The organism is Peribacillus psychrosaccharolyticus ATCC 23296 (genome assembly GCF_000305495.1).
Lineage (GTDB): Bacteria > Bacillota > Bacilli > Bacillales > DSM-1321 > Peribacillus > Peribacillus psychrosaccharolyticus.
The window spans coordinates 1-24,266 of record NZ_AJTN02000015.1 but is presented as its reverse complement, the minus strand read 5'-3'; the positions used below and the strand labels follow the sequence as shown (position 1 = coordinate 24,266).

23 protein-coding genes and 2 pseudogenes are annotated in these 24,266 nt (G+C 36.8%); all 25 read right to left on the bottom strand.

Features of this window, described 5'->3' with window-relative positions; genetic code table 11:
• Positions 1–175, bottom strand: a pseudogene (locus tag WYK_RS24410) (glycosyltransferase); the annotation flags it as partial.
• Between the two features lie 15 nt (positions 176–190).
• Positions 191–1,350: pseudogene (locus WYK_RS02460) on the bottom strand (polysaccharide pyruvyl transferase family protein).
• 1 nt (position 1,351) lies between these two features.
• Positions 1,352–2,401, bottom strand: coding sequence for a glycosyltransferase (locus tag WYK_RS02455; RefSeq protein ID WP_040372956.1), 1,050 nt, complete (start codon positions 2,399–2,401; stop codon positions 1,352–1,354).
• Positions 2,402–2,421: 20 nt separating this feature from the next.
• Entirely contained in the window at positions 2,422–3,603 is a 1,182-nt protein-coding gene (locus tag WYK_RS02450) for a glycosyltransferase (RefSeq protein WP_040372954.1), read from the bottom strand.
• A gap of 9 nt (positions 3,604–3,612) precedes the next feature.
• Positions 3,613–4,350, bottom strand: a complete 738-nt coding sequence (locus tag WYK_RS02445) for a glycosyltransferase family 32 protein (RefSeq protein ID WP_040372952.1) — start codon at positions 4,348–4,350, stop codon at positions 3,613–3,615.
• A gap of 405 nt (positions 4,351–4,755) precedes the next feature.
• Positions 4,756–5,094: an XRE family transcriptional regulator gene (locus WYK_RS02440; RefSeq protein WP_040372950.1), complete on the bottom strand. Its 339-nt coding sequence runs from the start codon at positions 5,092–5,094 to the stop codon at positions 4,756–4,758.
• A gap of 62 nt (positions 5,095–5,156) precedes the next feature.
• Positions 5,157–6,311 carry a DegT/DnrJ/EryC1/StrS family aminotransferase gene (locus WYK_RS02435; RefSeq protein WP_040372948.1) on the bottom strand — a complete coding sequence of 385 codons (1,155 nt, stop codon included), beginning with the start codon at positions 6,309–6,311 and terminating at the stop codon, positions 5,157–5,159.
• Positions 6,292–6,957 (bottom strand): acetyltransferase, encoded by a 666-nt coding sequence (locus WYK_RS02430; RefSeq protein WP_040372946.1) that lies wholly within the window; start codon positions 6,955–6,957, stop codon positions 6,292–6,294. The genes WYK_RS02435 and WYK_RS02430 overlap by 20 nt, the downstream gene beginning before the upstream one ends.
• On the bottom strand, positions 6,954–7,568 hold the full coding sequence (locus WYK_RS02425) for a sugar transferase (protein WP_040372944.1): 615 nt from the start codon (positions 7,566–7,568) through the stop codon (positions 6,954–6,956). Before WYK_RS02425 ends, WYK_RS02430 begins: the two co-directional genes overlap by 4 nt.
• A gap of 17 nt (positions 7,569–7,585) precedes the next feature.
• Positions 7,586–7,732: a hypothetical protein gene (locus tag WYK_RS24745; protein ID WP_161629090.1), complete on the bottom strand. Its 147-nt coding sequence runs from the start codon at positions 7,730–7,732 to the stop codon at positions 7,586–7,588.
• Between the two features lie 20 nt (positions 7,733–7,752).
• Entirely contained in the window at positions 7,753–8,829 is a 1,077-nt protein-coding gene (gene galE, locus WYK_RS02420; protein WP_051387277.1) for a UDP-glucose 4-epimerase GalE, read from the bottom strand.
• 15 nt (positions 8,830–8,844) lie between these two features.
• On the bottom strand, positions 8,845–9,927 hold the full coding sequence (locus WYK_RS02415) for an EpsG family protein (protein ID WP_040372943.1): 1,083 nt from the start codon (positions 9,925–9,927) through the stop codon (positions 8,845–8,847).
• Between the two features lie 22 nt (positions 9,928–9,949).
• Complete coding sequence (locus tag WYK_RS02410) at positions 9,950–10,852, bottom strand: glycosyltransferase family 2 protein (RefSeq protein ID WP_040372942.1); 903 nt, start codon at positions 10,850–10,852, stop codon at positions 9,950–9,952.
• A 2-nt stretch (positions 10,853–10,854) separates the two neighbouring features.
• Positions 10,855–11,334, bottom strand: coding sequence for a glycosyltransferase (locus WYK_RS25405; protein ID WP_328286261.1), 480 nt, complete (start codon positions 11,332–11,334; stop codon positions 10,855–10,857).
• A gap of 5 nt (positions 11,335–11,339) precedes the next feature.
• Entirely contained in the window at positions 11,340–11,984 is a 645-nt protein-coding gene (locus WYK_RS25400; RefSeq protein WP_235782419.1) for a glycosyltransferase, read from the bottom strand.
• Between the two features lie 12 nt (positions 11,985–11,996).
• A complete protein-coding gene (locus WYK_RS02400; protein ID WP_040372940.1) occupies positions 11,997–13,067 on the bottom strand; it encodes a glycosyltransferase in 1,071 nt (356 codons plus the stop codon).
• The gene (locus WYK_RS02395; protein ID WP_040372938.1) at positions 13,027–14,199 is read right to left on the bottom strand and encodes a glycosyltransferase family 4 protein; all 1,173 of its coding nucleotides are present in this window, start codon (positions 14,197–14,199) and stop codon (positions 13,027–13,029) included. The genes WYK_RS02400 and WYK_RS02395 overlap by 41 nt, the downstream gene beginning before the upstream one ends.
• Before the next feature lie 6 nt (positions 14,200–14,205).
• Positions 14,206–15,099 (bottom strand): UTP--glucose-1-phosphate uridylyltransferase GalU, encoded by an 894-nt coding sequence (gene galU / locus WYK_RS02390; RefSeq protein WP_040372937.1) that lies wholly within the window; start codon positions 15,097–15,099, stop codon positions 14,206–14,208.
• A gap of 14 nt (positions 15,100–15,113) precedes the next feature.
• A complete protein-coding gene (locus WYK_RS02385) occupies positions 15,114–16,937 on the bottom strand; it encodes a polysaccharide biosynthesis protein (protein ID WP_040372936.1) in 1,824 nt (607 codons plus the stop codon).
• 292 nt (positions 16,938–17,229) lie between these two features.
• On the bottom strand, positions 17,230–17,904 hold the full coding sequence (locus tag WYK_RS02380) for a CpsD/CapB family tyrosine-protein kinase (protein WP_040372935.1): 675 nt from the start codon (positions 17,902–17,904) through the stop codon (positions 17,230–17,232).
• The gene (locus WYK_RS02375; protein ID WP_081704724.1) at positions 17,879–18,646 is read right to left on the bottom strand and encodes a YveK family protein; all 768 of its coding nucleotides are present in this window, start codon (positions 18,644–18,646) and stop codon (positions 17,879–17,881) included. The genes WYK_RS02380 and WYK_RS02375 overlap by 26 nt, the downstream gene beginning before the upstream one ends.
• Before the next feature lie 280 nt (positions 18,647–18,926).
• Positions 18,927–20,237 carry a uracil/xanthine transporter gene (locus WYK_RS02370; protein ID WP_040372933.1) on the bottom strand — a complete coding sequence of 437 codons (1,311 nt, stop codon included), beginning with the start codon at positions 20,235–20,237 and terminating at the stop codon, positions 18,927–18,929.
• A gap of 394 nt (positions 20,238–20,631) precedes the next feature.
• Entirely contained in the window at positions 20,632–21,522 is an 891-nt protein-coding gene (locus tag WYK_RS02360) for a glycerophosphodiester phosphodiesterase (protein ID WP_040372960.1), read from the bottom strand.
• 592 nt (positions 21,523–22,114) lie between these two features.
• The gene (locus tag WYK_RS02355) at positions 22,115–22,339 is read right to left on the bottom strand and encodes a hypothetical protein (protein WP_040372931.1); all 225 of its coding nucleotides are present in this window, start codon (positions 22,337–22,339) and stop codon (positions 22,115–22,117) included.
• Positions 22,340–22,494: 155 nt separating this feature from the next.
• Positions 22,495–24,266: Ig-like domain-containing protein (locus WYK_RS02350; protein WP_040372958.1), on the bottom strand; the 1,772-nt coding region annotated here is incomplete at its 5' end.

The window sequence follows — 24,266 nt, the reverse complement described above, 5'->3', positions numbered from 1 at the left end:
GTGGTAAAACATGTACTTCTTTAGGTAAAAATTCCATAAATATTCCATCATGTTTAAACATAAACAAATCTACATTATATAAATCATAATCTATTTGAGATAATAAATTGATTAAACTTTTTTCTCCTCCTCCAGCAGATAAACTCGGAATGACAAACAATATATTTTTCTTCATCATATCCCCCTCATACTACATGACAATTTCATTTAAGTAGTCCACTGCTTTATATGACATTTTTTGAACAATAGGTAAAGATTTCTTTAGAATTTGTCTGATTTCGTCTTCTTCCTTCACCATTTCATCAAAAGAATTTTTCAACTTTTTATTATCTGAAATTTCTTCTATACTTAGTACTAATTTTTCATACCCAAAAATATCCATTGCTATCCCTTTTGACTTCACACTATATCCCAAGACCATAGTGGGAATACAATTTGAGTAAGCAGCTATCGTCGCATGTGTTCTCGCGCCAATAAAGAATCTCATCCTCGCTATATAGCCCTTGTATTGTTTTGCACTTAAATGATCTGGCAATATAATGACTCTACCGGTATTCCTAAATTCTTTATAGTATCTATAGAGAATTTCATAATCATTATTGCCTTCATCTATCACATGTGGGGTAAGAGCAATTGTCATATTAGTAGTATTTAGTATGTGTTTGATAAGGTCTCCTAACGCAACTAGAGATTTTTTGTTTTTATTCCATACAAGTGGACTAAAGTTAAGGCCTATTGTCTCACCTTTTTTCCACCCTTTTGGTAACTCTAATTCTTCTTTTTTCATCGTAAACGCAGGATCTGCACATAATTTTACGTTAGAAAGTCCTTTGCTTTTCAATATCCTATAAGTAAGGGTTTCACGGGCTAGAATTAAATCAAATAACTTTAAGTCTTCTAGCTTTCTTTCAGATATGTCTTCTTCACCTATAGAACATCCCCATAATACTAGCTTTTTTCCTTTTGATTTAATCCTTCTATCTATTTCATACAATCCAGGTTGCTCTCCGTAACAATAGTTATCACCACCTATTGATAAGCAGACGTCCATATCTTTTATATGCTTAATAATATTGTGATGAATTTTACCCAGAGCATAAGATTCATCGTGAAGTATTTTCACTTTAAGAGAAGATACAAACCATTCGTATGAATACTTCGTAATGTTGAGGTTAGCGCCATTAACGATTCCATCTAAATTAGTGATAAATTTATCGGTTTCAGGCCTTCCCGATGCTAAATATACCTTTGCCCCACCTATTTTTCTTTAATAATATCTGTGGATGAACGAACGATCGCTTCACACCCCCTATTAAGGCTTCCATCATGTGCAAACATCATGATATTCATGCTAAATCCCTCCCCAACGTGACTTATTTTTGAATCTACTGTAAGCGGTGGCACAATATATTCCGAAGGCAGATTTTCTTTTGATCATGCTTACGAGAAATTTTTCATATCCTCCTAAAGCACGGTAACTTTCACTATAATATATATTTAATGCATCTCTAAGCTGTTTATGACCTATCATTTTTTTCACGTATTTATATCTTTTGATGAAACTCACATCTTGATATGGTGTAAAATATACATGTAAGTATGACAATACGCTATTTACTAACTTGATAGATTTTAGCTTCCAAATCTTTACCTGATCAATCTTCCCTGTGAAATTTTCTGGTAATTGCAGATTATACACTTCTAAAGCCCTTTTAAAATAATCTGACTCCGATATATTTCTAGTGGCACTACCTTTTACCTCTCTATAATGATATCCCGTGAAATCTAGGTATTTTATATTAGCCGCTTTGCAAAAAAACTGCATGTTAAACATACCATCTTCTCCCAACGGAACTCTTTCTGGAAAATATACATTATTTTCTTTGATTACATTATTTTTATAAATTTTATTGCATGCAGAATTTAGGTTATCTGACTTAATAAAATAAGGTAATAATTCATGCTCTACATACTCTCTGTTTAAAATAATATCTATTGGAAATGGATATTTTGTGATAACCTTGTGACCTTCAATCTCACTTTCAAAATTTGATATGACCACGTCACAATCATGTTGTTTTGCTGAGGTATATAGAATTTCATACATGTCCTTCTCTATATAATCATCTGCATCCACAAATCCAATATATTCTCCTGAAGCTTTTTGCAGCCCATTATTACGGGCTATACTAACTCCCTGATTTTGTTGATGAATTAGAAATATTCGTGGGTCTATTTTGTTATAACTTTCTAGCAATTCACCACTACAATCACTAGAACCATCATTCACAAAAACGAACTCACACTCATTAAGGGTTTGTGCTAAAAGAGACTCCACACATTGTGAGAGGTATTTTTCAGCATTGTAGACGGGAATTATAACACTTACCTTTATACTCATACTACTTCACCTATTTCTGTTTAACTTCCAATCATTTCATACAATTTATCTAACTCCTGACTATTACTATAATTTTCATACTTGATATTAATGATTAATAAACTGCGTAAAGTGTTATCGCAATATAACCTCTCAATCCCCGTTGCCAACCCCTCTACTGATACATTGCAAATAATACCGTCTAATCCATCCTTGATTTGACTCTTAGCTGTAGGATAGTTCGTAATCAACACTGGTTTACCCAGAATTTGTGCCTCTCCCACCGTTACTGCCTTGCCTTCATATCTAGATGGCTGTACGTATAGGTCCGCTGCTTTCATATATGGGTAGGGATTGAGTTTCTTACCTAATAGAATGAAGGAGTCTGATACATCATTTTCTTTTATAAGGGTTCTAATGAGCTCTTCATCCCCGCCATAACCAACGACATACCATACTATATTGTGATATCCCTTATCTTTTAATAGTTTTAAAGCCCGAACCGCATTATCGATTCCTTTTGCATGAGAGAGTCTAGCTACTGTAATTAATTTAAATCTTGAATCTTGCAGCATTGGGTTATTTACTTTTTCATCAGCCAGTGAACGCACCAAATCTGGTGAAGTGATATTTTCCATCACGAGCACCTTATTTTCTAATACTGGATACTTTTTTATAAACGCATTCCTGCATTCTTCTGACACAGAAATGATATAATCAAATTTTTCCCAGATTTGAAGATCCATCTTCCTATCTGTATCTACCGTGGAAAAGTCTGTATGAATCCAGGCAATTTTCTTTCTTGCCTGAACCTTTTCTGCAACGAAGTAATGAGGCCATAGATAGCTAATTGCTATGTCATACTTCTTTTCTATTTTCGGTAAAAAGGGTAAAGAGTATTTCCACATATATTGCATTTGTTTGTATCCAGCTTCACCATTTGATTTTGATGCATCATATTTAGCTCTCAGTCTTGCAAGTCCTATTAATAGTTTACCTGATTTAATGGTTTCAGGAATCGTCATTCTAAAGGTTTTATATGCTTTCAATTCTTTCAATAAATTCGGATATTTGGGGAGTAGACTCATAAAATCACCTGTATGGCTATATAGCATTAGATCCACTTGATGATTTTTATAATCAAAATTATTCAATAGGCTGACTAGACTTCTCTCTACTCCTCCTACTTCCATATCAAACGAGGCGATTAATACATTCTTCATAACAATCTCCTATCCTCTAGACACAATCCCTCTAATTCTGGCAATATTATCTCCACCTATGATTTTGGCTGCATAAACCTTAATTTGGCTTTTCATTCGGGCCCGCGCCGGCAACCAACTTTTATAAAAATGATGCAAGGTGTAAGTATTTTCTGTAACGAATGTTCTACAGTTGATATAATCATATGGGGAAAAATAAGTTTGCGGATAAAAGACACCGATATCTTTAATTTCCTGATATTCTCCATTTTTAATAAGGCCATGTTTTTCAAGAATTTCAGTTACAATCGCTACATTTGTTAAGTCATCGAAGCTCCCATCATCTTGTTTAAAATGTTTATTATGATATGAATCAAGAAATTCTTTAATTAGGACATTTCCCTGCTCCGATCCAATGGTACTAGTTGCAATGTAATTTTCTTGCTCGAATCCCCAAAATGATTCATGGTGAAGAAGATTATCAAATGATTTGAATACTTCAACATCTGTATCTAGGTAAATCCCACCGTGATTGAATAAAGAATGTACTCTAACATAATCACTGACAAAAGCATATTTCCCTGCTTCATAAGCTTCATGAACATAAGGATTGTTCTTAAATTCAAAGTTTTTTTCATTCCACTCTATGATTTCATACTCCCTTAAATATACCTGCCAGCTCTCCATACATTTTTTCACGATATCTGGCTTTTCATTCCCACCGAACCAACAATAATGGATGATTTTTGGGATTTTTGTTATTTCCATTTTTTCACCCTTTTCATTACATGTTTGTGGGTTAACAAACCCAGGGCATCTAACCCTTCCTCAGCACCACACTCTTGACGACACGCGTCTAAGGTTGAGTCAACCCACAGTATGATCGAGTACCTCCGTTAATACCGGCTAGGAGGCATCACCGAATCTATATTAGTCTTTATAGATCAAATTTATTCTTAATAAAGAACAAATCTCTGAAATAACAGGGAAATTACCTCATGATTAACTCTCTTGGGTCCTTTTTTTTAAGGTTTATTAAACGCTACTGTTAATGTCTATTTTCACATATGTACATACCAAGGGGCTTTATACCTATTTCTATATTAGTTCTTTATAAAGAACACGTCAACCAAATACTAGCGGATTTTTGTAAAATGACATCTATGGTTGGACTTATAATTTTTTATTTTGCCATTTTATAAACTCAATCAATATTTTATACTGTGGAATTTGTTCCTTTGTCATGCCTGAATCTTGTAGTTCATTGATCAATTCTATCCATTCTCTGTCTAAAAAATAGGTGGGTTCTTCATTATTGTTCGTATTAAGCAGCGTTAACAGATCCACGTTTAATACTGCACCAATTTTTTTCATAACCTCGAGGGAAGGATTGCGATTTAAATCTCGCTCGATATTGCTAAGATATGATTTCGACATATTTGCTCGTTCTGCAAGCTGTGATAAGGTAAACCCTCTTCTCTTTCTAAGTTCTGCTATATTTTTTCCAATCATTGATATACCTCTTTATATTTAGTATTTATATTATTAGATGCAGTTATAACATTGCGCTTTTTTTACTGAAACAAGTTTTGTATTACATCGATGACCCTTGTCTGTTCTTCATCCGTCATATTTGATCCAGAAGGCAAACATATTCCCGATTTAAATAACTGATCCGAAACACTTTCTTCCAGTTTGTGAGGATAATAACGAGAGTTTTGGAATAGAGGTTGGCTATGAAGCGGCTTCCAAACTGGACGTGATTCAATATTCTCATCTGCTAAAGAGCTTATGAGGTGATTAACAGAGGTATTAGTTACATTTTCGTTTAACGTAAATGATGTCAGCCAACGATTTGACCTAGTATTAGTTAATTCAGGCATGAAGGATAGACCTGGCAGGTGGCTTAATTCATCAAAATATCTTTTGAAAATGAATCGTCTCGTTTCAACTCTATGCGTTAAATATTCTAATTGACCTCTTCCAATACCAGCTAAAATATTGCTCATTCGATAGTTATAGCCCACTACGCTATGTTGATAGTGTGGTGCATCATCTTTAGCTTGAGTCGCCAGAAAACGGGCCTTTTTTAACAGTTCCTTGTTATTGGAGACAAGCATGCCGCCGCCAGAACTGGTAATAATCTTATTCCCATTAAATGAGTAAATACCAAGTTCACCAAATGTACCGCTGGCTTTCCCTTTATAGCTTGCACCAAGAGATTCCGCAGCATCTTCTATAATTGGAACTTGATAATGATTACAAATTGCAATTAATTCATCCATTTTTGCCGGTTGACCATATAGATTGACGATGATCACGGCTTTTGGAAGCTCCCCTAGTTGTATTGCATCACAAAAGGCACGTTCTAATGCTAGCGGTGACATATTCCAGGTTTCCGGCTCCGAATCAATAAATACCGGTTCTGCGCCTTGATAGAGAATCGGATTAGCCGATGCCACAAATGTCAGGCTTGAACAAAAAACCTTATCTCCTTTTGACACATTTAATAGTTCGAGTGCTAAGTGAATAGCAGCCGTTCCTGAACTAACGGCCACGGCTTCTTTTAATCCGACCAAATTGGCTATTTCCGCTTCAAACGCGTCAACATTAGCACCCATAGACGTGATCCAATTCGTTTGGAAGGCTTCCTCAATGTATTTCATTTCATTTCCACTCATATGCGGAAAAGAAAGAAAAATTCTTTTTTTAAGAACCGTTGTTTCCATGTTCGCTCACCCTCAATCGCTCAATATTTTTAACATTTGCAGGCGTCCCTACGGCCGTACTATAAGCTGGAATGTTAGTAATAACCGTTGCACCTGCTCCAATGATTGCCCATTCTCTGATTCTTACATTAGGAATCAGTGTTGCCCCGGCACCAATTTGAACACCATCTCCTATAATCACCGAACCTGTTAATGTGGCATTAGGACAAATATGAACGAAGTCAGCTAACTTGTTATCATGCTCTACGATCGAACCTGTGTTTATAATGGAATGATTCCCAATCTGGGAATCCGCATTTACCACCGTATTCGCCATAATCACAGAGCCAAAGCCAATTTTAGCACTTGGACTGACTAGTGCTGATTTATGTTGTAAAGTCGCATAATAATCATTTGGGAGGTCAAGCCTTTGGACAATTTGTTTTCTTACTACATTATTTCCAATGGCCACAATATATTTAATATCATTAAAAAGCTCTCTTAAATTATGGACAGTTGAAAGAGGCCCAAAAAATTGATGATTTTTAACGAAGATTTCTTGATACTTATCGTCTAAATACCCAACGATTTGATCGTCCTTTTGAGACGTTATCAGGTCTGTGATTACTTTACTATGGCCGCCGTCGCCCACGATAACAATCTTCATCCATTCCCCTCCCTTTTCGAAGGTATTTCTCCGTTAAATTTCTCCACAGTCACACTTCCAGCTTGGTTAATCCCCTCTGATTTAAGCACTTTCATAGCAGTCAAAAGTAAAATTTTTAAATCTAATAAAAAGGTTTGGTGATGGACATACCATACATCAAGTTTGAATTTTTCTTCCCAGGTTAGAGCGTTTCGCCCATTCACCTGTGCCCACCCGGTAATACCAGGTTTGACCAGATGACGTTGTGCTTGTTCGTCTGTATATAAAGGTAGGTATTCGATTAATAAGGGCCTAGGTCCAACTAAGCTAAGATCTCCTTTTAACACATTAAACAGCTGCGGCAGTTCGTCTAAACTAAACTTTCGTAGTAACTTCCCAAAATAGGTAAGACGTATATGATCGGGCAGCAAATTCCCTTGTGCATCCAGTTGATTACTCATCGATCGGAATTTATATAAAGTAAATAGCTTGCCATTTAAACCTGGTCTCTCCTGTGTAAAAAGAATCGGTGATCCCAGTGCCAATTTAATCAAAAAACCTAAAATAAACAGTAATGGGATAAGCAGTAAAATAAGCAGCAATGCAAATGTAAAGTCTACTAATCTTTTCAAATTAATTTCTCCTATAACTATGAATGGATTACTACTTTAAGCTGCTTTTCTAAATCAGCTATAACTGTTTGGATTTGGATATTTTCTTTATCTCGCACGTTCTGATAAACATCCAAAAGGATAACCAGTAGTTGCTGTTGAGTCAATTTTTCCGAAATATTCATTTGATTCTCTTTCCCTTCAGCTAATTGAAAAAGTCCTCATTACTTAGTAAGTGAGGACTTTGCAACCCAGCATATTCTTTTACTTTCTCCTCGTAACCATGTGGATGATTTGCCTGCCATCTCCAAGAATCTTCACACATTTCCGTGATATCTTTTTCTGCAATCCATCCTAGTTCCCTTCTTGCCTTTGAAGAATCAGCAAAACAGATTGCTGCATCTCCTGCTCTAGGGTTTACAAACTGATAAGGAATTTTCACTCCCGATGTTGCTTCAAAAGTGGAAATCATCTCAAGAACACTATACCCTTTACCTGTACCAAAATTATAGGCATCTATTCCAGTTGTCTGTACGACCTTTTCAAGTGCCATCAGATGTCCGCGGGCTAAATCCGTTACATGGATATAATCTCTTACTCCTGTTCCATCAGGGGTAGGATAATCGTTGCCAAAAACCTGTACTTCACTTAATTCACCAATTGCGACTTTGGTAATATACGGGATAAGATTAGTAGGCACACCTGTGGGATCTTCGCCAATATTCCCGCTTTGATGAGCACCTATGGGGTTAAAATATCTTAATAACGAGATACTCCATGTTGAATCCGAAGCCGATAAATCACCTAGAATTTCTTCAATCATAAGCTTTGTTCTCCCATAAGGATTCAAGGTCTGTAAAGGAAAATCCTCAGAGATTGGGACCGTTTTCGGAACACCGTATACCGTAGCAGAAGAGCTGAAAACCAAATTTTTCACATTATATTTTTGCATCATTTCACATAAGTTCAGTGTACTGATCAAATTGTTACTGTAATATTTAAGTGGATCCGTAACGGACTCCCCAACCGCCTTATACCCTGCAAAATGAATCACAGCGTCTAATTGATTTTCGAGAAACACCTTTTCTAAATCTAACGCATTCAACATATCAATCTGATAAACTTTGAATTTTTTATTCGTAATGGCATTTACCTGATATAAGGCTTGTCGTTTACTGGTCGAAAAATTATCAACTACAATGATGTCATGTCCTGCTGTTAACAGTTCAATACACGTATGACTGCCAATAAACCCAGCGCCGCCTGTAATGAGTATCTTCATAGGAATCCCCCTCATTTACTTGAACAAATTTTCTAATAGATCACTCTCATACAGAATGTTTAAACTCACAACATTTTCATAATAGTAAAAAATAAAATAGAGAACTAAAATCATATAATAAACAAATTTCCGATCTTTTTTACTAAAAACTTCAATAATCCAAGAGATTAAAATAAGCTGGTATAAATTAAAGTAGATAGCCACCCGTGCGAATATCCATTGTTGAGTCGAAATAATCATAAAGACTAAGCCTAAAAGTGCCATGTTAACAATATAATCACTTTTTGGAAAAACAGCTCGTAATTTTTCTCTACCAAAATAAGCAACTACTAACGGCGCAGCACTGACAATGACTCGGATGATATTTGCCCCGCCTTCATTGAATTTTGAATAGTCGCTATACTGCGTATCTTGTAGAGCAGAAAATAATAATGAGGTAAACTGGTTATATCCTATTACGATTAAAACCGCCAAAAATAAGATCAAAAGTGTGTATTTGGTCCAAGCTTTTATTCGTACCATAAAATAAATAGGAAGAAGTAATAATGCACTTTGGTGAAAAGTAGATGCTAAAAGAACAACTAATGCATATTTTATAAAGTTCCCATTTAATAAATATTTTGTCGCTGTAAAGATAATCGCCGCTGCGAGTACTTGTCTAATCCCGTTCATCGAAACTAAATGAAGTCCGCCAGTTATATAGAGGTACGTACTGAGCTCAAACAGACGTGAATAGTTATATAGAACAATAATAATCAGTACATTTGTAAACAGCGCCGCAGTAAAAACCAGGATTTGGGGATCTTCTGAGTACTGTTTTAAAATCATTTGAAAGATTCCAAAACCGAAGTCCTTTTGTGTTTTAATAAAATCCCATGTGAAGTCATTCTTTATAAACATTTGTTTATAAGCGTACGTATCACCTATGCCTGATCTCAAACCTGAAATGACAACCAAGCATAACATGACTCCAATAACTAATAATTTATTGGGTTTTGCTGTGAAAACCCCTATATCTGTTCCTAAGTTTGGGACTAGTGATCGACTAAAATACGATAATATAAACACTATGGCGAGATTGATCCAGAGGATGGTCATAGTAAAATTCCTTTCGATGCAATCAAGATTGCTTTAAAACTGTAGAACGGTGAGTATAGTTAATATAAAAGTAAAGAGCAATCCCAACCGGTGTTGCTAGAATAGTCGTCCATTTATTGGGGGACTCAAACCAATAGTTCTTATTTTTTATCAGTAAACTGCTCGAAACATAATGAACATTTTCAATAAACCTTCGTTTGTAAGAAGGTTCGTATTTCATAGTCACTTTTCTAAAAAAAGAAAATCCTCTTGGATTTTTTATATATTGATTAATCATATTCCTACTTGATCCGTCTGGTAAATATTCTACGTGACAAAGGACCTCATTTAAAAGCAGAAGCGGGTTGATCTGATCAATCAAAACATACTTATAACTAAGTGGGCCGTATTTTTCACCTTCAAAAATCGGATATGGTGGTGTCTTTTTCGTCAGTTCTGTACGATAGACTAATTTTTTATCCCCCTTTACTTTGTATTTCCCATACAAATCAGTCAGTGTAGACTCTTTAATCGTTTTAGGCATTTCCGTACCAATAACCTGACCCTTTGGACTAGCATCCAAACCTGCCATTCCAGCGAACTCATCGCTCCCATATTCAGCCCAAAACGTCAAAATCTTTTCTACCGCTTCATCAGGCATAAAATCATCTGAATCAATACATACATTTAATTCTGTATCGATTAAGTCATAGGCTGTATTATGAGCACCATGCATTCCTTGATTGCTTTGGAAGTGATAACGGATTGGCAGAAGATTTTCATGTATCCAATAATTTACCAATTCCTTCGTGTTATCTGTCGAGCCATCATCGATAATCAGCCAGATAAAATCTTTACTTGTTTGTCTTTTTAGACTTTCGTAGCATAAATGCAACGTATAGGCTCTATTAAAAGTTGGAGTAAAAATAGTTAACGTAGGAGTCATTTTCAAAATCCTCCTGCTAAGGTTTGATTTTCAGGATGATATTGAGTGTAAAAATCAGCAAGCCACTTGGCATTAGCTGTTGTATCGTATCCTTTTTTTGTCATTAGATCTATATTTTCAGAATGTTTATATGACATGGAAAGGATTTTTTGTGTCCATTTCTCAGGAGATTCCTTTAAAGACATAAACCCTAATGAACCGGTTATGTCGCTCTCTTTGGTAATTGAATTGGAAACCAAACACTGTACTCCAGCCGCTTGTGCTTCAACTAAGACAACGGGAAGTCCCTCAAAAAGGGAAGGGAATAGAAACAAATCCATAGCATGCAAAAGATTAGGAATATCTTCACGAACTCCTAAAAATCGTACCTTCTTCGTTAATCCTAAACTCTTCACTTTCTTTTCGATTGAGCGTTTCAGTTGCCCTTCACCTACTAGAAGCAACAGCGATTTCGGCTGTGTTTTTTGTAATTCGTAGAAGATATCGATTAAAAATTTTTGGTTTTTTGTTTTTCAAATCGGCCTATATGACCAATTACGAGCTCATTTGTAATTCCTAGATTTTTTCTGGTTACTAGTCTACTAGTTTGATTAAAAGTGAATTTTTTTGCATGTACTGCATTATTAAGAACAGTTAGTTCATTTGTTGCAATCTCTCCCCCAAATAACCACTTTCCTGCATTTTTGGAACAAGCAAAGTAATCACTTGGATAATCCCGCATTGTAGATTTTGCATATAAACGGAATGGCAACTTGATATCCAACCCTAAGTTACTTAAATGACTATGCGCAATTCGCCCTGGTACACCCGCTTTTTTTGCAGCTCTTAAAACAAAACTGCTATTTTCATTGATGTGTGAATGGACTACTTTGTATTCTCTTTTAGTAGTAAAAAATTGATCAAGCAGCCTAAAATATTTTCGATAATTCCCTGGTTTTATGGGAGGCATATTAAAAATTCTACCGCCAAGCTTGATAATTTCCTCATCATAATGTCCTGGTACTGCTCGATGAACCATAAAATCAAATTGGATTTTACTTCGGTCTATTTGTCTGTAATAGTTCATTAACATCGTTTCGAGCCCACCGCGATTCATGATTGTCACTACTTGAAGAATTCGAATTGGTTCCAAAAAACTCCACTCCTACCTTACAATTTTTCTCAGCCTTTCAATCACTAATAATAAGAAATAAAAACTTACTGCTAATCTGGTCTTTGCACAAAAATAAAACACCTTCCAAATTAACGGAAAATGCGATAAATCGAAATGTTCAAATGCTTGTTTTATACGTTGATCTACTAATATGTTATTTATTTTTCTCATCTTTTTAACATGAGATTCCCCGTTTGCTTTACTTATTGTATTTAACCCAAGACCCAAAGTACCTATACATATTCGGTTATTTAGAGCTAATTGAATATCCTTATTGGTATCATTATTTATAAAGAAACGTTCAATTTTACTATAAAGAGTAAACCATTGACCCAATAGATGTGGCTTATAGCCAGAAGTGACAGAGTTATTATTTTCCCGCCAATAATGATAATAAGGAGCATTAATAAATTCAAAGTTTTTTGCGTAATAAAAAGCTTCAATATTAAAAAGTAAATCTTCGTTTGTACCAATTTCAGAAAGATTGGTAAAACGAATTTCATTTTCTTTAAGTAAATCAGCTCGATATAATTTTGTCCAAACAGTCCCCCATGCATCAAGCAATTCAGGATTGGCCATTTCTTCATTTAAGGGACCAACCAATTTTCTTAAAACAGTTTTTTTAATTTCACTTTCTTCATATGTTACTAGATCCGGAAGATTGAACTGCTTTTCTTTTGAATGGGTTCCAAATTCTCGAAAATAGGAACACATAATTATATCTGTGTTCCCGTTTTTTGCACGTTGATATAAGTTTTCATACATATCACGGCTTACCCAATCATCTGGATCAACAAATCCTATGAATTCTCCTTTCGCTATAGAGATTCCATCGTTCCTAGCTGCTGAAACACCCTCATTTTCTTTGTTAATGATGTTAATTCGTTCATCATTTTTTTTATAATCTGATAAAATTTTGAGGCTCGTGTCTGTTGATCCATCATTCACCGCAATAATTTCTATCTGAGTCATCGTTTGAGCTAGTAAACTATCTAAACACCGTTTTAAATATTTTTCCATATTATATATAGGTACGATAATACTTATTACCGGATTCCTCATTTGTATCCTCCACCATATAGCCTGTGTATATCTGATTTAACTCCGATCGAACTACTGCCAGCGTATATGTTGCATTGATTATTTTCTCACTCATTTTACCCATTTTTTCTCTTTGTTCTATTGAGTGAAACAGTTCAAGGATACGGATACTAAATTGTTTGTCGTCCTCGCTCGGTATAAGATAGCCGTTTTTTTCCTGTTGAATGAGTTCCATATGGCCCCTGTTTTTAGTTGCGATAACTGGTAACCCAGAAGACATGGCTTCCATTATATTTACTGGCAACCCTTCTCTTAAACTTGATGCGACAGCAAGGTCACTTATTTTCAATAGTGAGTCAATATCTTTTCGAAAGCCTAGAAAGTCAACCATATGTTCAACACCTAGTCGAACTGCGCTTTTTTTGCATTCCTCAAGCAGTGGACCAGTTCCTGCCAGGAGCAGCTTTGCCTGTGGAATTTTCTCTTTTACGCTAGATAAAGCCCGAATCAGTAATTGCTGGTTTTTATTTTTATTAAACTCAGCTGCATAAAAAAGAATAAACTCTTTATTTTTATACCCATGCTCGCTTCTTAAGACAGATTTACTAAAAGCGCTAATAGGATGGAAGCGTTCGTTATCGACCCCGACACCGTGAACATGTTTGATAGTAACAGCTTTAAACTTTCTTTCTTTAGCTAACTGGTAGTCTTCATTATTAATCGTAATTAAGCAGTCCGTCATTCGTGCTAACGACTTTTCAATTGGATAATACATCATCCAATTGATGAAAGGAGATCCTTTACAAAAGTGAAAGCCATGGGCTGTATAGATAACCTTTGTTCCTTTCATTCTAGTAGTTCTCGCAGCTAATCTTGAAAGGACACCTCCCATAGGTGTGTGGCAATGGATAATCTGATATGAATGTTGATCCATAATCTTTTTTAATTCCTGGTAAGCGATTATGTTCTTTAGTGAGAATGGTGATCTTTGAATAGGAATATCGTGTCTTTGATCTACAAAGGGAAGATCCAAGTCACCAACTGCTGCTGTATGAATTTTATATCCATTTTCTTCAAACCATTTGAAGGTCGGTAAGTGAAACGCATCAAAGTGAATATCCTTTGTGGCAACAAACAAGACTTTCTTCTCCATGACTGATCAACCATCCATTCTATTTTGGATTGTTTCTCTTTCTACTACAGTGGAGAGATAGTTCAAGAGTTCATTTCGTAACTCTTTACGCTGTAAGGCCATTTCGATCGTCGTTTGAATGAATCCAAATTTTTCACCAACGTCATATCGTATTCCTTCAAAGTCATATGCATAAACCGCTTCAAACTCGTTTAAGGAAGAAATGGCATCTGTTAACTGAATTTCACCACCGGCACCTGGCTGTTGATTGCCTAAAATCTCAAAAATCCTCGGCGTTAGTATGTATCTTCCCATGATGGCTAAATTTGATGGAGCGTCTTCTTGTTTTGGTTTTTCTACTAAATGGTTCACACTATAGATACGATCGTTGAAGGAATGACCGTCAATTATTCCATAACGTGATACCTCATTTTGAGGAACAGTCTGTGCACCAAGGATTGATGACTGGTATAGATCGTATTGTTCGATCATTTGTTTGAGACATGGCTTTTCGGAAGTGACGATATCATCGCCTAATAAGACAGCAAATGGCTCATCCCCGATAAATTTTCGTGCGCACCAAACAGCATGTCCTAAGCCCTTCGGTTCTTTTTGACGGATATAGTGAATATCCACTAGTTTTGAAGATTTTTGAACCTCTTCTAACAATGCGAATTTACCACGTTCATAGAGGTTTTGTTCCAATTCAAAAGAATGATCAAAATGATCTTCAATGGCTCTTTTACCTTTTCCCGTCACAATGATAATGTCTTCAATGCCGGATTCGATGGCTTCTTCTACGATATATTGAATGGTTGGTTTATCAACGATGGGTAACATTTCCTTAGGCATGGCCTTTGTGGCTGGAAGAAACCTAGTTCCTAAACCTGCTGCAGGGATGATTGCTTTTCTAATATTCATTTGGTTTCTCCTCCCTAATTTATGGATAGTGATGGTTGTGGAACCACACGATGATTGGCTAAGTTGATCAATGAATTTCGCAAGGATTCTCTATCCCAATCTGCGTAATTTTTCACAATATTCTCTATTTCGAGTTGATAAAGCTCCCCTGTTTTACCAATATAAATATTTGGATAGATATGTGTTTCGTGAACTTCATCTTTGTTTAGCAGTTCTTCAAATAACTTTTCCCCTGGCCGTATTCCTGAAAAGCTAATGCCAATTTCTTCAACGCTATTTCCAGAAAGTCTAATAACATTTTTAGCAAGATCAACAATTTTTACTGGTTCGCCCATATCTAAGACAAAAATTTCTCCCCCGCTTGCTAAGGCTCCAGCTTGAATTACCAATCTTGACGCTTCAGGAATCGTCATAAAGTACCGAACCATATCAGGATGTGTAACCGTAACGGGTCCTCCTCTTTCAATTTGTTTCGTGAATAACGGAATCACACTGCCGCGGCTTCCCAATACATTTCCAAATCTTACTGCGACCAATCTCGTATCGCTTTTTTGATCCATATCTTGAATAGCCATTTCAGCCAGTCTTTTTGTTGCCCCCATTACACTAGTCGGATTCACCGCTTTATCACTCGATATCATGACAAATATGCCGACTCCATTCCAGCTGGCTGCTTGGGCAACGTTCATCGTACCAATTAAATTATTCTTAACCGCTTCTTCCGGATTATTTTCCATGAGCGGAACATGTTTATGGGCCGCTGCATGGTAAACAACATCAGGTTTATAAATTTCCATCACCATCATCATTTTCTTAAAATCTTGCACGTCTGCTATTTCTGGCAGAAATTCAATGTTTGTTTGTTTATATTTCTCTCTTAGCTCCATTTCAATGGAATAAATACTATTTTCACCATGTCCTAGTAAAATGACTTTTTGAGGAGTAAATTTACAAATTTGACGGCAAATTTCCGAACCAATTGATCCTCCAGCACCGGTGACTAATATGACTTTGTTCGTGACATATTCAGAAATTCCCTCGATATCCAATTCGACTGTTTTCCTGCCCAATAAATCCTCTACCTGGATATCTCGTAATTTATTTACGGATAGTTGTCCTGTAAGAAGATGTTCAATCATTGGGAGTGTTTGTGTTTTTACATCTGTTTTCGCACACTCCGTATAGATCGTATTTATCTGCTGTTTATTTAAGGAAGGGATTGCGATGATAATACGTTCAATACTATAATTTTGTATGGTTTCGACAATCTTACTTACACCACCAATAACCGGAATACCATAAATATCTAGACCGTGCTTTCTTCTATTGTCATCAATAAAGGCAACTGGCAGTAGATCCGACTCGTTCTTTTTCAGCAATTGACGAGCAATCATGGTGCCTGCAGAGCCAGCACCGATAATGAGCGTTCGTTTCCGATTTTGTTCTTTTGCTAGATATCGATCTCTATATATTCTCCAACAAAACCGCGACCCACCGATAAATAACAGATGAAGCAGCCACGTTACAGCGAGTAAACGGAAGTATACTTCTTGAAGAACAGTAAGCTGCACAATTGATGTAACTAAGATAGAAGCCGTTACAGTTTTAAAAATAAGAAGTAATTCACTAATACTTGCATATTCCCAAGCCTTTTTATACAACTTGAATTGTATCGAAAATACGTGATGACTAATAAGTATGGTCAGCGAACTGACGATTAGTGGAATGGTCACCACATATATGGTCGCATCGACTAAAAACCGTCCTGCAAAAATGGCTGAAAGTACGATACACGAATCGACTAATATAACGAAAAACAGCCTCTGCTGACTAGTCATCCAGCTCCCCTCCTTTTCTTTTTCTAATTTAAAGTCATTTTCTATGTAAAGAATAAAGTATTTAGGTATGGGTTTTCTCTATAAAAAGCCCATACCTAAATACTTTATAAAATGGGGCATCTAACCCCTCCTCTCACCACATTCTCGACGACAAGCGTCTAAGGTTTTTCAACCCACAATATGATCGAGTGCCTCCGTTGATAACGGCAAGGAGACATAACCAAAAAAACTATTTTCTTTTTCAAAAACGTTCTCAATAGAGAACCTCTACATAAAAAAATATATGTATTCTCTAAAAAAGTTTAAACTTCATTTTCCGTACATTGTCATTGAGGATAACACCGACAATTTTGTTTTCAGCGAATTCAAGAATTCTCTTGGTGCTAAAGGCCTGTTTCATATTTGTTTTTCCATGATTAAACACGAGGATGATACTATCGCAAAAGTTGGCTATAATTTTCGCATCGGTAACTTCTAGAATAGAAGGAGAATCGATGATGATGCAATCATATGAACGAGCTGCACTAATCAACAGTTCTTGCATCATGGGTGAACCAATGATTTCTGAAGCGTTTATTGGAACCGGCCCGCTGGTTAAGACATCAAGCATTCCAATACCAGTATGATTGACAATTTCCGTAAGATCACTACTTGTATCTAAAAGAAAAGTAGTCAGTCCAACATTATTAGAAGTCTTAAAAACATGGTGTACGGAAGGATTTCTAAGATTAGCATCAATCAATAAGACCTTTTCTTTGTGCTGCGCCATTGATATCGCTAAGTTTGCTGCCGTTGTCGTTTTGCCATCCCCATCATTTGGCGAGGTAATTTGAATCGTTGTAACCTTTTTTTCAAGTGAAGAAAACTTGATATTTGTTCGGATCGTTCTAAATTGCTCTGATATCATTGAATCCGGATTTGTATAGGTTACTAGATTCCGTTTATTTGTTAAATGATTTGACGCCACCTGGTTCACCCCTCAATTTTTCACCTGCAGAGAAGATTTGTTTATTTTTTTCTTCTGGTGAATAGATTTTATCTTTCGAATTTTTTTTATTCATTTTCGATATTCGACCTATTACTACAAATCCTAATTCTTCTTCAATTTCCTGTTCATTTCGAATGGTATAATCAAATACATTCAGTAAAAAGGCAATCCCTATCCCAACGGCAATCCCAACGATTGCAAATTTTATGGGCGTTCCATTTTGAGTATTGATCTGATATTCATTTACTTTTGCAGCGGATAAAATACGAACTTTGTCAAAACCGATAATATTTGGTGCTTCTTCTCTAAAAATTCTTGCTGTCGCATTTGCAATCTCTGCTGCTAGTATTGGATCTGGATAAACTACACTGATACTGGTTACTTGAGAACTATCGACACTTTCCACCGTAATACTTCCTGCTAATGATTCTGGGGATAGTGGCAAGTTCAATTCATCGACAACTTTTTGGAGTACGGTTACATCCTTAATAATAACTTGCAGGGTTTTCATTTCAGCTTCTTTTGCGTCCATAATAATCCTTGCCGTTGTCGAATAAAGTGGCGTTTCATCAAGCGTTCGATAATAGCCTGCCGATGCAAATATCACACCAATTAGAATGATGATCCAAAGACGCTTTTTAATCACGATAAATAATTCTGCTAAGTTTATTTCCTTCGGACTACTAGGAACCCCTTTATTAAAATCGTATGAACCTTTCATTTAATCACCTTTTTATCCTTATTTTAATAACCTCTATAAAGAACAACAAAATCTTCATTTCTATTAAAAACTTGTGATAAATAGTCTATAAGTTTCATGAATTTGATTACTACTCAATCTTAATTCTTTATAAAGAACAAGTCAACAAGATTTTTAGAATATTTTGGTTGTTAATAGTGTTAAAAGAAAAGGTGTTAGAAACCGACAAAATTTCTTAAATTTTAACGATCTATTTGTAGAGCTAAAAGAAGACCTTCTCATATGAAGGTCTCCTATCCTACTAAACTTCCCCTTTACTAGCTTCTGTCCCAGCAAATTTCGACCAATCGACGACATTCTCTAAAATAATCGCTAATATGATTCCAACGAGCAGTCCGTTACTGAGTAATGGCCGAATCAGAACTGGCAACGAGCTGAATGTTTCAGATGGAATGTTCATGATCGCGATTCCGAGCAAGACGGGTGCTGATATTCGGTAAATAGTTTTTGATGTAAAGGTGATGTCGCTGAGGTTGGTGAGTGCCCCAGAGAACAGCTGCAAGTAGGCAACAAATAAAACCGCATTTCCTACACTTACAGGCAGTGTGGAGAAAAATTGACCGAGTGTTGGAATCAAACCTAATAAGATAAATAGGGTGCTGCCAATGATCAGCGGCAAACGTCGATAGATTTGTGTCGATTGTAAAAAACCAAGCGACGATATGTAGGGTCCATATGGCACAAGACCGAATAAACCAGCAACAACAGAAGACAGACCGGTTACGACAAACGAGCTTTTGTATTGTTTTTGGGTAGTCTTTTTGTTGATAAGCGGCTCTATCCCTTTGATGGAAGCCATTGTATTGGTGGTATTCACTAACCCTGTGACAACTGCCATCATGATCAAGCCTAAACTAAAGCTTGGCTTACCCCAAGGGAACAGATTAACTAACTGTGTTGGTTGACTCTCTTCAGTTGGAGCTGCTGGAAAAAGCAACGCATAAACAATCCAGCCGAAGACTATTCCAATTAAAATGGCAAAGTTGCGAATAGATGCTGGTCCTTTGATGGTGATCCAAGCGACAAGTAAGATGATTACAAATGATAATCCAGCAGTAGGAAGGTCGATTTGTTCACCCGTAGATAGTCCGAGCATGCCTTTGGAAAAAATGGCAATCAGTTGACTCGCGAGCAGAAAAAGGACGGTACTCATGACTACTGGTTTAAAAAGTTTTTTCAACACATCGCCCATTCCGAGTGCTCCGAGAACAGCAGTGAGGACACCGGAAAGGATAATACCAACAGCTAGTCCTCCTCCTACTTCAGCTGTCGTCATCCCAGCAGATGAAGCGGAAGCGGCGAGACTTAAGATCGCGCCCCACCAGATTCCTGAATGGCCTTCCATCAGCGGATATTTATGACCAAAAAGAACCTGCAGCATACAGGCAGCTCCTGTAAAAATAAATGACCGTTGCAAAGCGCTCGCCACTTCCATAGAAGACAAATCAAACGCCTCTCCAATCGTCAGCGGAATGACGACCGTATTAGCAAACATAAAAAAGAGCCATTGCAGTCCAGCTAAAAAATCAGTTGTATTTCCCGTGCGAGACATAGTCATATCTCCTTTTACTACATTTTAGTAAATTGTAGCACATGATGAGTAAAAGGAAATTTTAAAAAGATCACAAATGATTTATTATTAATAAAAAGGATGTGTATCGAATTGAAGACGTTCATCCAATCTTTAGCTGTTTCCTCCGGACTTCATTTAATCTTTTTATTTGGGACTTTTTTAATCGGTTATATCAAAACAAGGAACTATCAACCCGATCCAGCGAATCACTGGGAAAATATAAATACCCTTCAAAACGAAGTCGCTTTCGGATTTTCAGTCTCCCCCCTGTTTTTTCTCTTTACCTTTATCGGACTGACAGTACTGAGTGGGTTAGTCCTCTTATTCTATAAGAAAAAAAACGAACCATCGCTTTAGGATGGTTCGCTTTTCTCTATCTTTTCTTGAATTCTTTGATGACTTCATGAAATAAATCTGGAAAATTGGTAAATAGTCCGGTCACTCCCCAATCAAGTGCCCGTCTCATCTCTTCCTTTGTATTCACCGTATATGGATGGATTTGAAGATCATGGTTTCGGACGGTTTGAACATACTGCTCATCTATTCTAGCAAAGTTTGGCCCCACGCCTATCGCATATTGTGCAATCATCTCTAATTCTTCATCCGTGATTACAGCAGGACTTTGATACGAGATTAGTTGAACGAGCGGCAGATTGGCGTTTAGACTATGTACCGTCAACAAACTTTCTTGACTGAATGATTGAATCAGAACATTTTTTGTACGACCCTTTTTATCAATCATTTTATAATCTTCTAGAACATCTAAAAGCTTAGCTTCCATTCCTGGATAAACATCCGGTGACTTTGTTTCAATATAATAGTTTGCTTGTTTGCCAAACTTTTGCAATACCTCTTCCAGCGTAGGAACCTTTAACCCTTCATACTCAATCTTGGCATACTGCGGATATTTTTCATTAAACCAAGAACCTGCATCCAACTGCTTTACTTCCGCTAATGTTAACTCCTTTACTTGTCCGCTGCCATCTGTTGTCCGATCAACGGATTCATCATGCATCGCAATTAACTGCCCATCCTTCGTCATCTGAAGATCAATTTCAATATAATCACCCTTTAACTGCTCACCTAATTGATATGCAGGAATCGTATGTTCTGGAGCATATCCCGAAGCACCTCGATGTGACACGTTAATAATCTTCTTATCCGAATGATCATGATGCGTCCCGCCTCCATTTGCAGAAACATCCATAGCCGCACCTTGTAAAATGAACCCTGCAGTCAGAATCCCAATCCCCATTCTCTTCATACTTTTTCTCACTCAACCTCTCTCCCTTCTAAACCTATCATCATTTTAGCAGGGATTTGTAAAGCGTTTACATGAATATTGTAAATAGTTTCTAAACTGGTAAAAATGAGAAAAACGACACATCATCCAACTACTAGATTCCTAGTTTTCAGGACCTATAAAGGTTTGAGTACCGGTTCTATTAGCCTTGTTTTTATTCTGTTGGTGCGGATTGGGGGTAATCGTAAATCTACGTTTTTAAAGACGTCGTTAATCTTTATAGAGCGTATCAATTTTTATAAAGTCACCTCATTTTAGAGTTGGTCGAATGTTTGTGAGTTCGCGCCGAATGTTTCGCAGTTTGGGCCGAATCAATCAGAGTTCGGGCAGAATGTTTTCGAGTTGGGGGAGAATGTTTTCGAGTTGGGGGAGAATACTTCGGAGATCAGGCCGAATGATGTGTTTATCGGTGCTCAATGAGGTAATTATGCCATCCTGAATCATCGTAATCTACAATTTTTATCAAAAACCGTCAATTTTTCAAGGAAAGCTGTTACAAACTGACAAAATAGTAATGGGCTGTCTCAGTTTGAGACAGCCCACTAGAAATTAATCATTCTGTTTCTTGGACAATTTCTGTTTTGGAGGTTTCTTCTTCTAGTAGGCCGTAGCTGTCCATGCCTAAGATGACTAAAAAGATTGCCAGAGGCAGCAGTGACCATGCAAAGGTCTTTCTTCCCCAGTTTTTTTGACATACTGATCCGACCATACCGATTATGACTAGAATAATGATGGATATGACACTGATGATTGCAAGAGTAACGATTACATTTTCCAAACTACACACCTCTTCTATTATTTATTTCAGATCCGATCCCTTAAAACATACTTTTCTATTATACTGAAATTTACTTACTTGTATACCCCAAAAAAACCCTATCAAGAGACAATAAACGTCTACTTAATAGGGTGCATGTTAGTATAACAAACCTTCTATTTTGTCACAACCATTTTTGTGATTTTTGATTTATTTTTCGCTGCATCTTGCACGACAATATGCAAGGATGTGCCTTCTTTTTGTTTTGCTATCTTGATAGAGAAGGTCCCTTTCTGACTAACCTTGCCTGCCTTTAGTTTTTTCTTGCCTTTATAGATCGTGACTGTTGCCTTTTTCTCGGCTTTCCCTTTAACAACGGTTGTTTTGGTTGTCACTTTTTGTACGGTCGCTGCTTTTGGAGCGGTTTTATCTACAACCACACCTGTTTTCTTTGTGATATTCCCAGCTTGATCATGTACATTAACTGTCCATTTTGTGTTAGCAGGAAGTTTAGCAATCTTTAACGTATATGTACCCTTTTTATAAACAGGCTTTGTATACGTCATGCCTTTTGCTGTGAAGGTTATCATCGCATTTTTTTCTGTTTTAATCGTAACAGCAGTGCTGTGATCGGTTACTGCATTGACTTTCACTGTTGGAGCTGTCTTATCAATAACAGTAATCGTCTTCGTTTTACTTGCCTTGTATCCAGTTAGCGTTGCTGATAGAGTCAGCTTAGTACCAGCTTTTTGCTTTGCAATCTTCATAGAGTACTGGCCATTTTTATCTGCTTTAGCTGTATTAACGATCTTCTTACCATTTTTCAACGTTACAACGGCTTTTGGTATTGTTTTTCCTTTGATTACCGTTGTACGGTCGGAAATCGTAGATACAGTTGGCAGCTTCACTTCTGGTGTTAGCACTGGTTTTTCCTCATCTGGTTCAGGAATGACTGGCGGTGTCACCCCAGGAATAGATGTATCTTCTCCAATTTGGAAGTGTCCAGTCTCTTTAGCAGAAGCAATCGGTCCCTTAGGACTTGCAGCAAGAGCCAGCTCGGCCCGGTATTGCCCGTTTGCATGCGTCAATTCGGTATGAATATGTTCATAAAAATCAAGACTCGCATGTTCAGCAACTTTTTCCCCTTTTGTATTATAAATGCGTAATACAGGTTTCACACTCGTTGCTGCAGCGGTTGTTCCGCCATGACTAATTGTATAATCACTTTTGATTGCTTTTTCAACGATTTGGCCATTGCTTTGTTTTTCATAGGCAACTAGTGCATCGTCAGCAATGCTATAATCCGTTGTTTGATTCACGAGTACCGATGAAACTGTGTTCCCATAAGCATCTTCGAACGATGTTGTTCCGGAGAGTTTTTCTCCAGGTACTAATTTTGTTTTTGAAAGCGCAATGTTCGCTTTCAGATCCCCGCCCACTTTCCAATTGACTTGCTGTGCTGGGTGAAAGGTTTGACTGCCTTTTGACAAGAAGTAATTCCAAATCTTATTGGCTGACTCGTTATCACCAAAGCCGAGTTGTACTTCTAAATCCATCGCTAGATTCGATGGTACATAGAATGTGTGTCCGACACGTAATGTCTTAATAAAGGAAGAACTATACTTATTATACGGATAGACAATCGCTCCGCGCACATCGCTGTATCCCGTTGCATCAGCGGTAACTTTCACCTGTGCTAAATCCGCTTTATCGAACTCAACTGTGTTCGTTCCACTGTCCTTCACATCTACGTCAGACTCTAAGAAATAGTAGTTATCTTTTTGATTGTTTTCATCTGGAAGCGAGACATAATTCCCTTCAATAACAAAATTACCTGGCTCTAAATACACAGAATCATATTTATAGTTTTGCAGGTTATTTGCCGTAGGATAGCTTGTTTGACCATCAATGGTTACTGGCTTTTTAATCATCCACAGTCTTGTTGAAA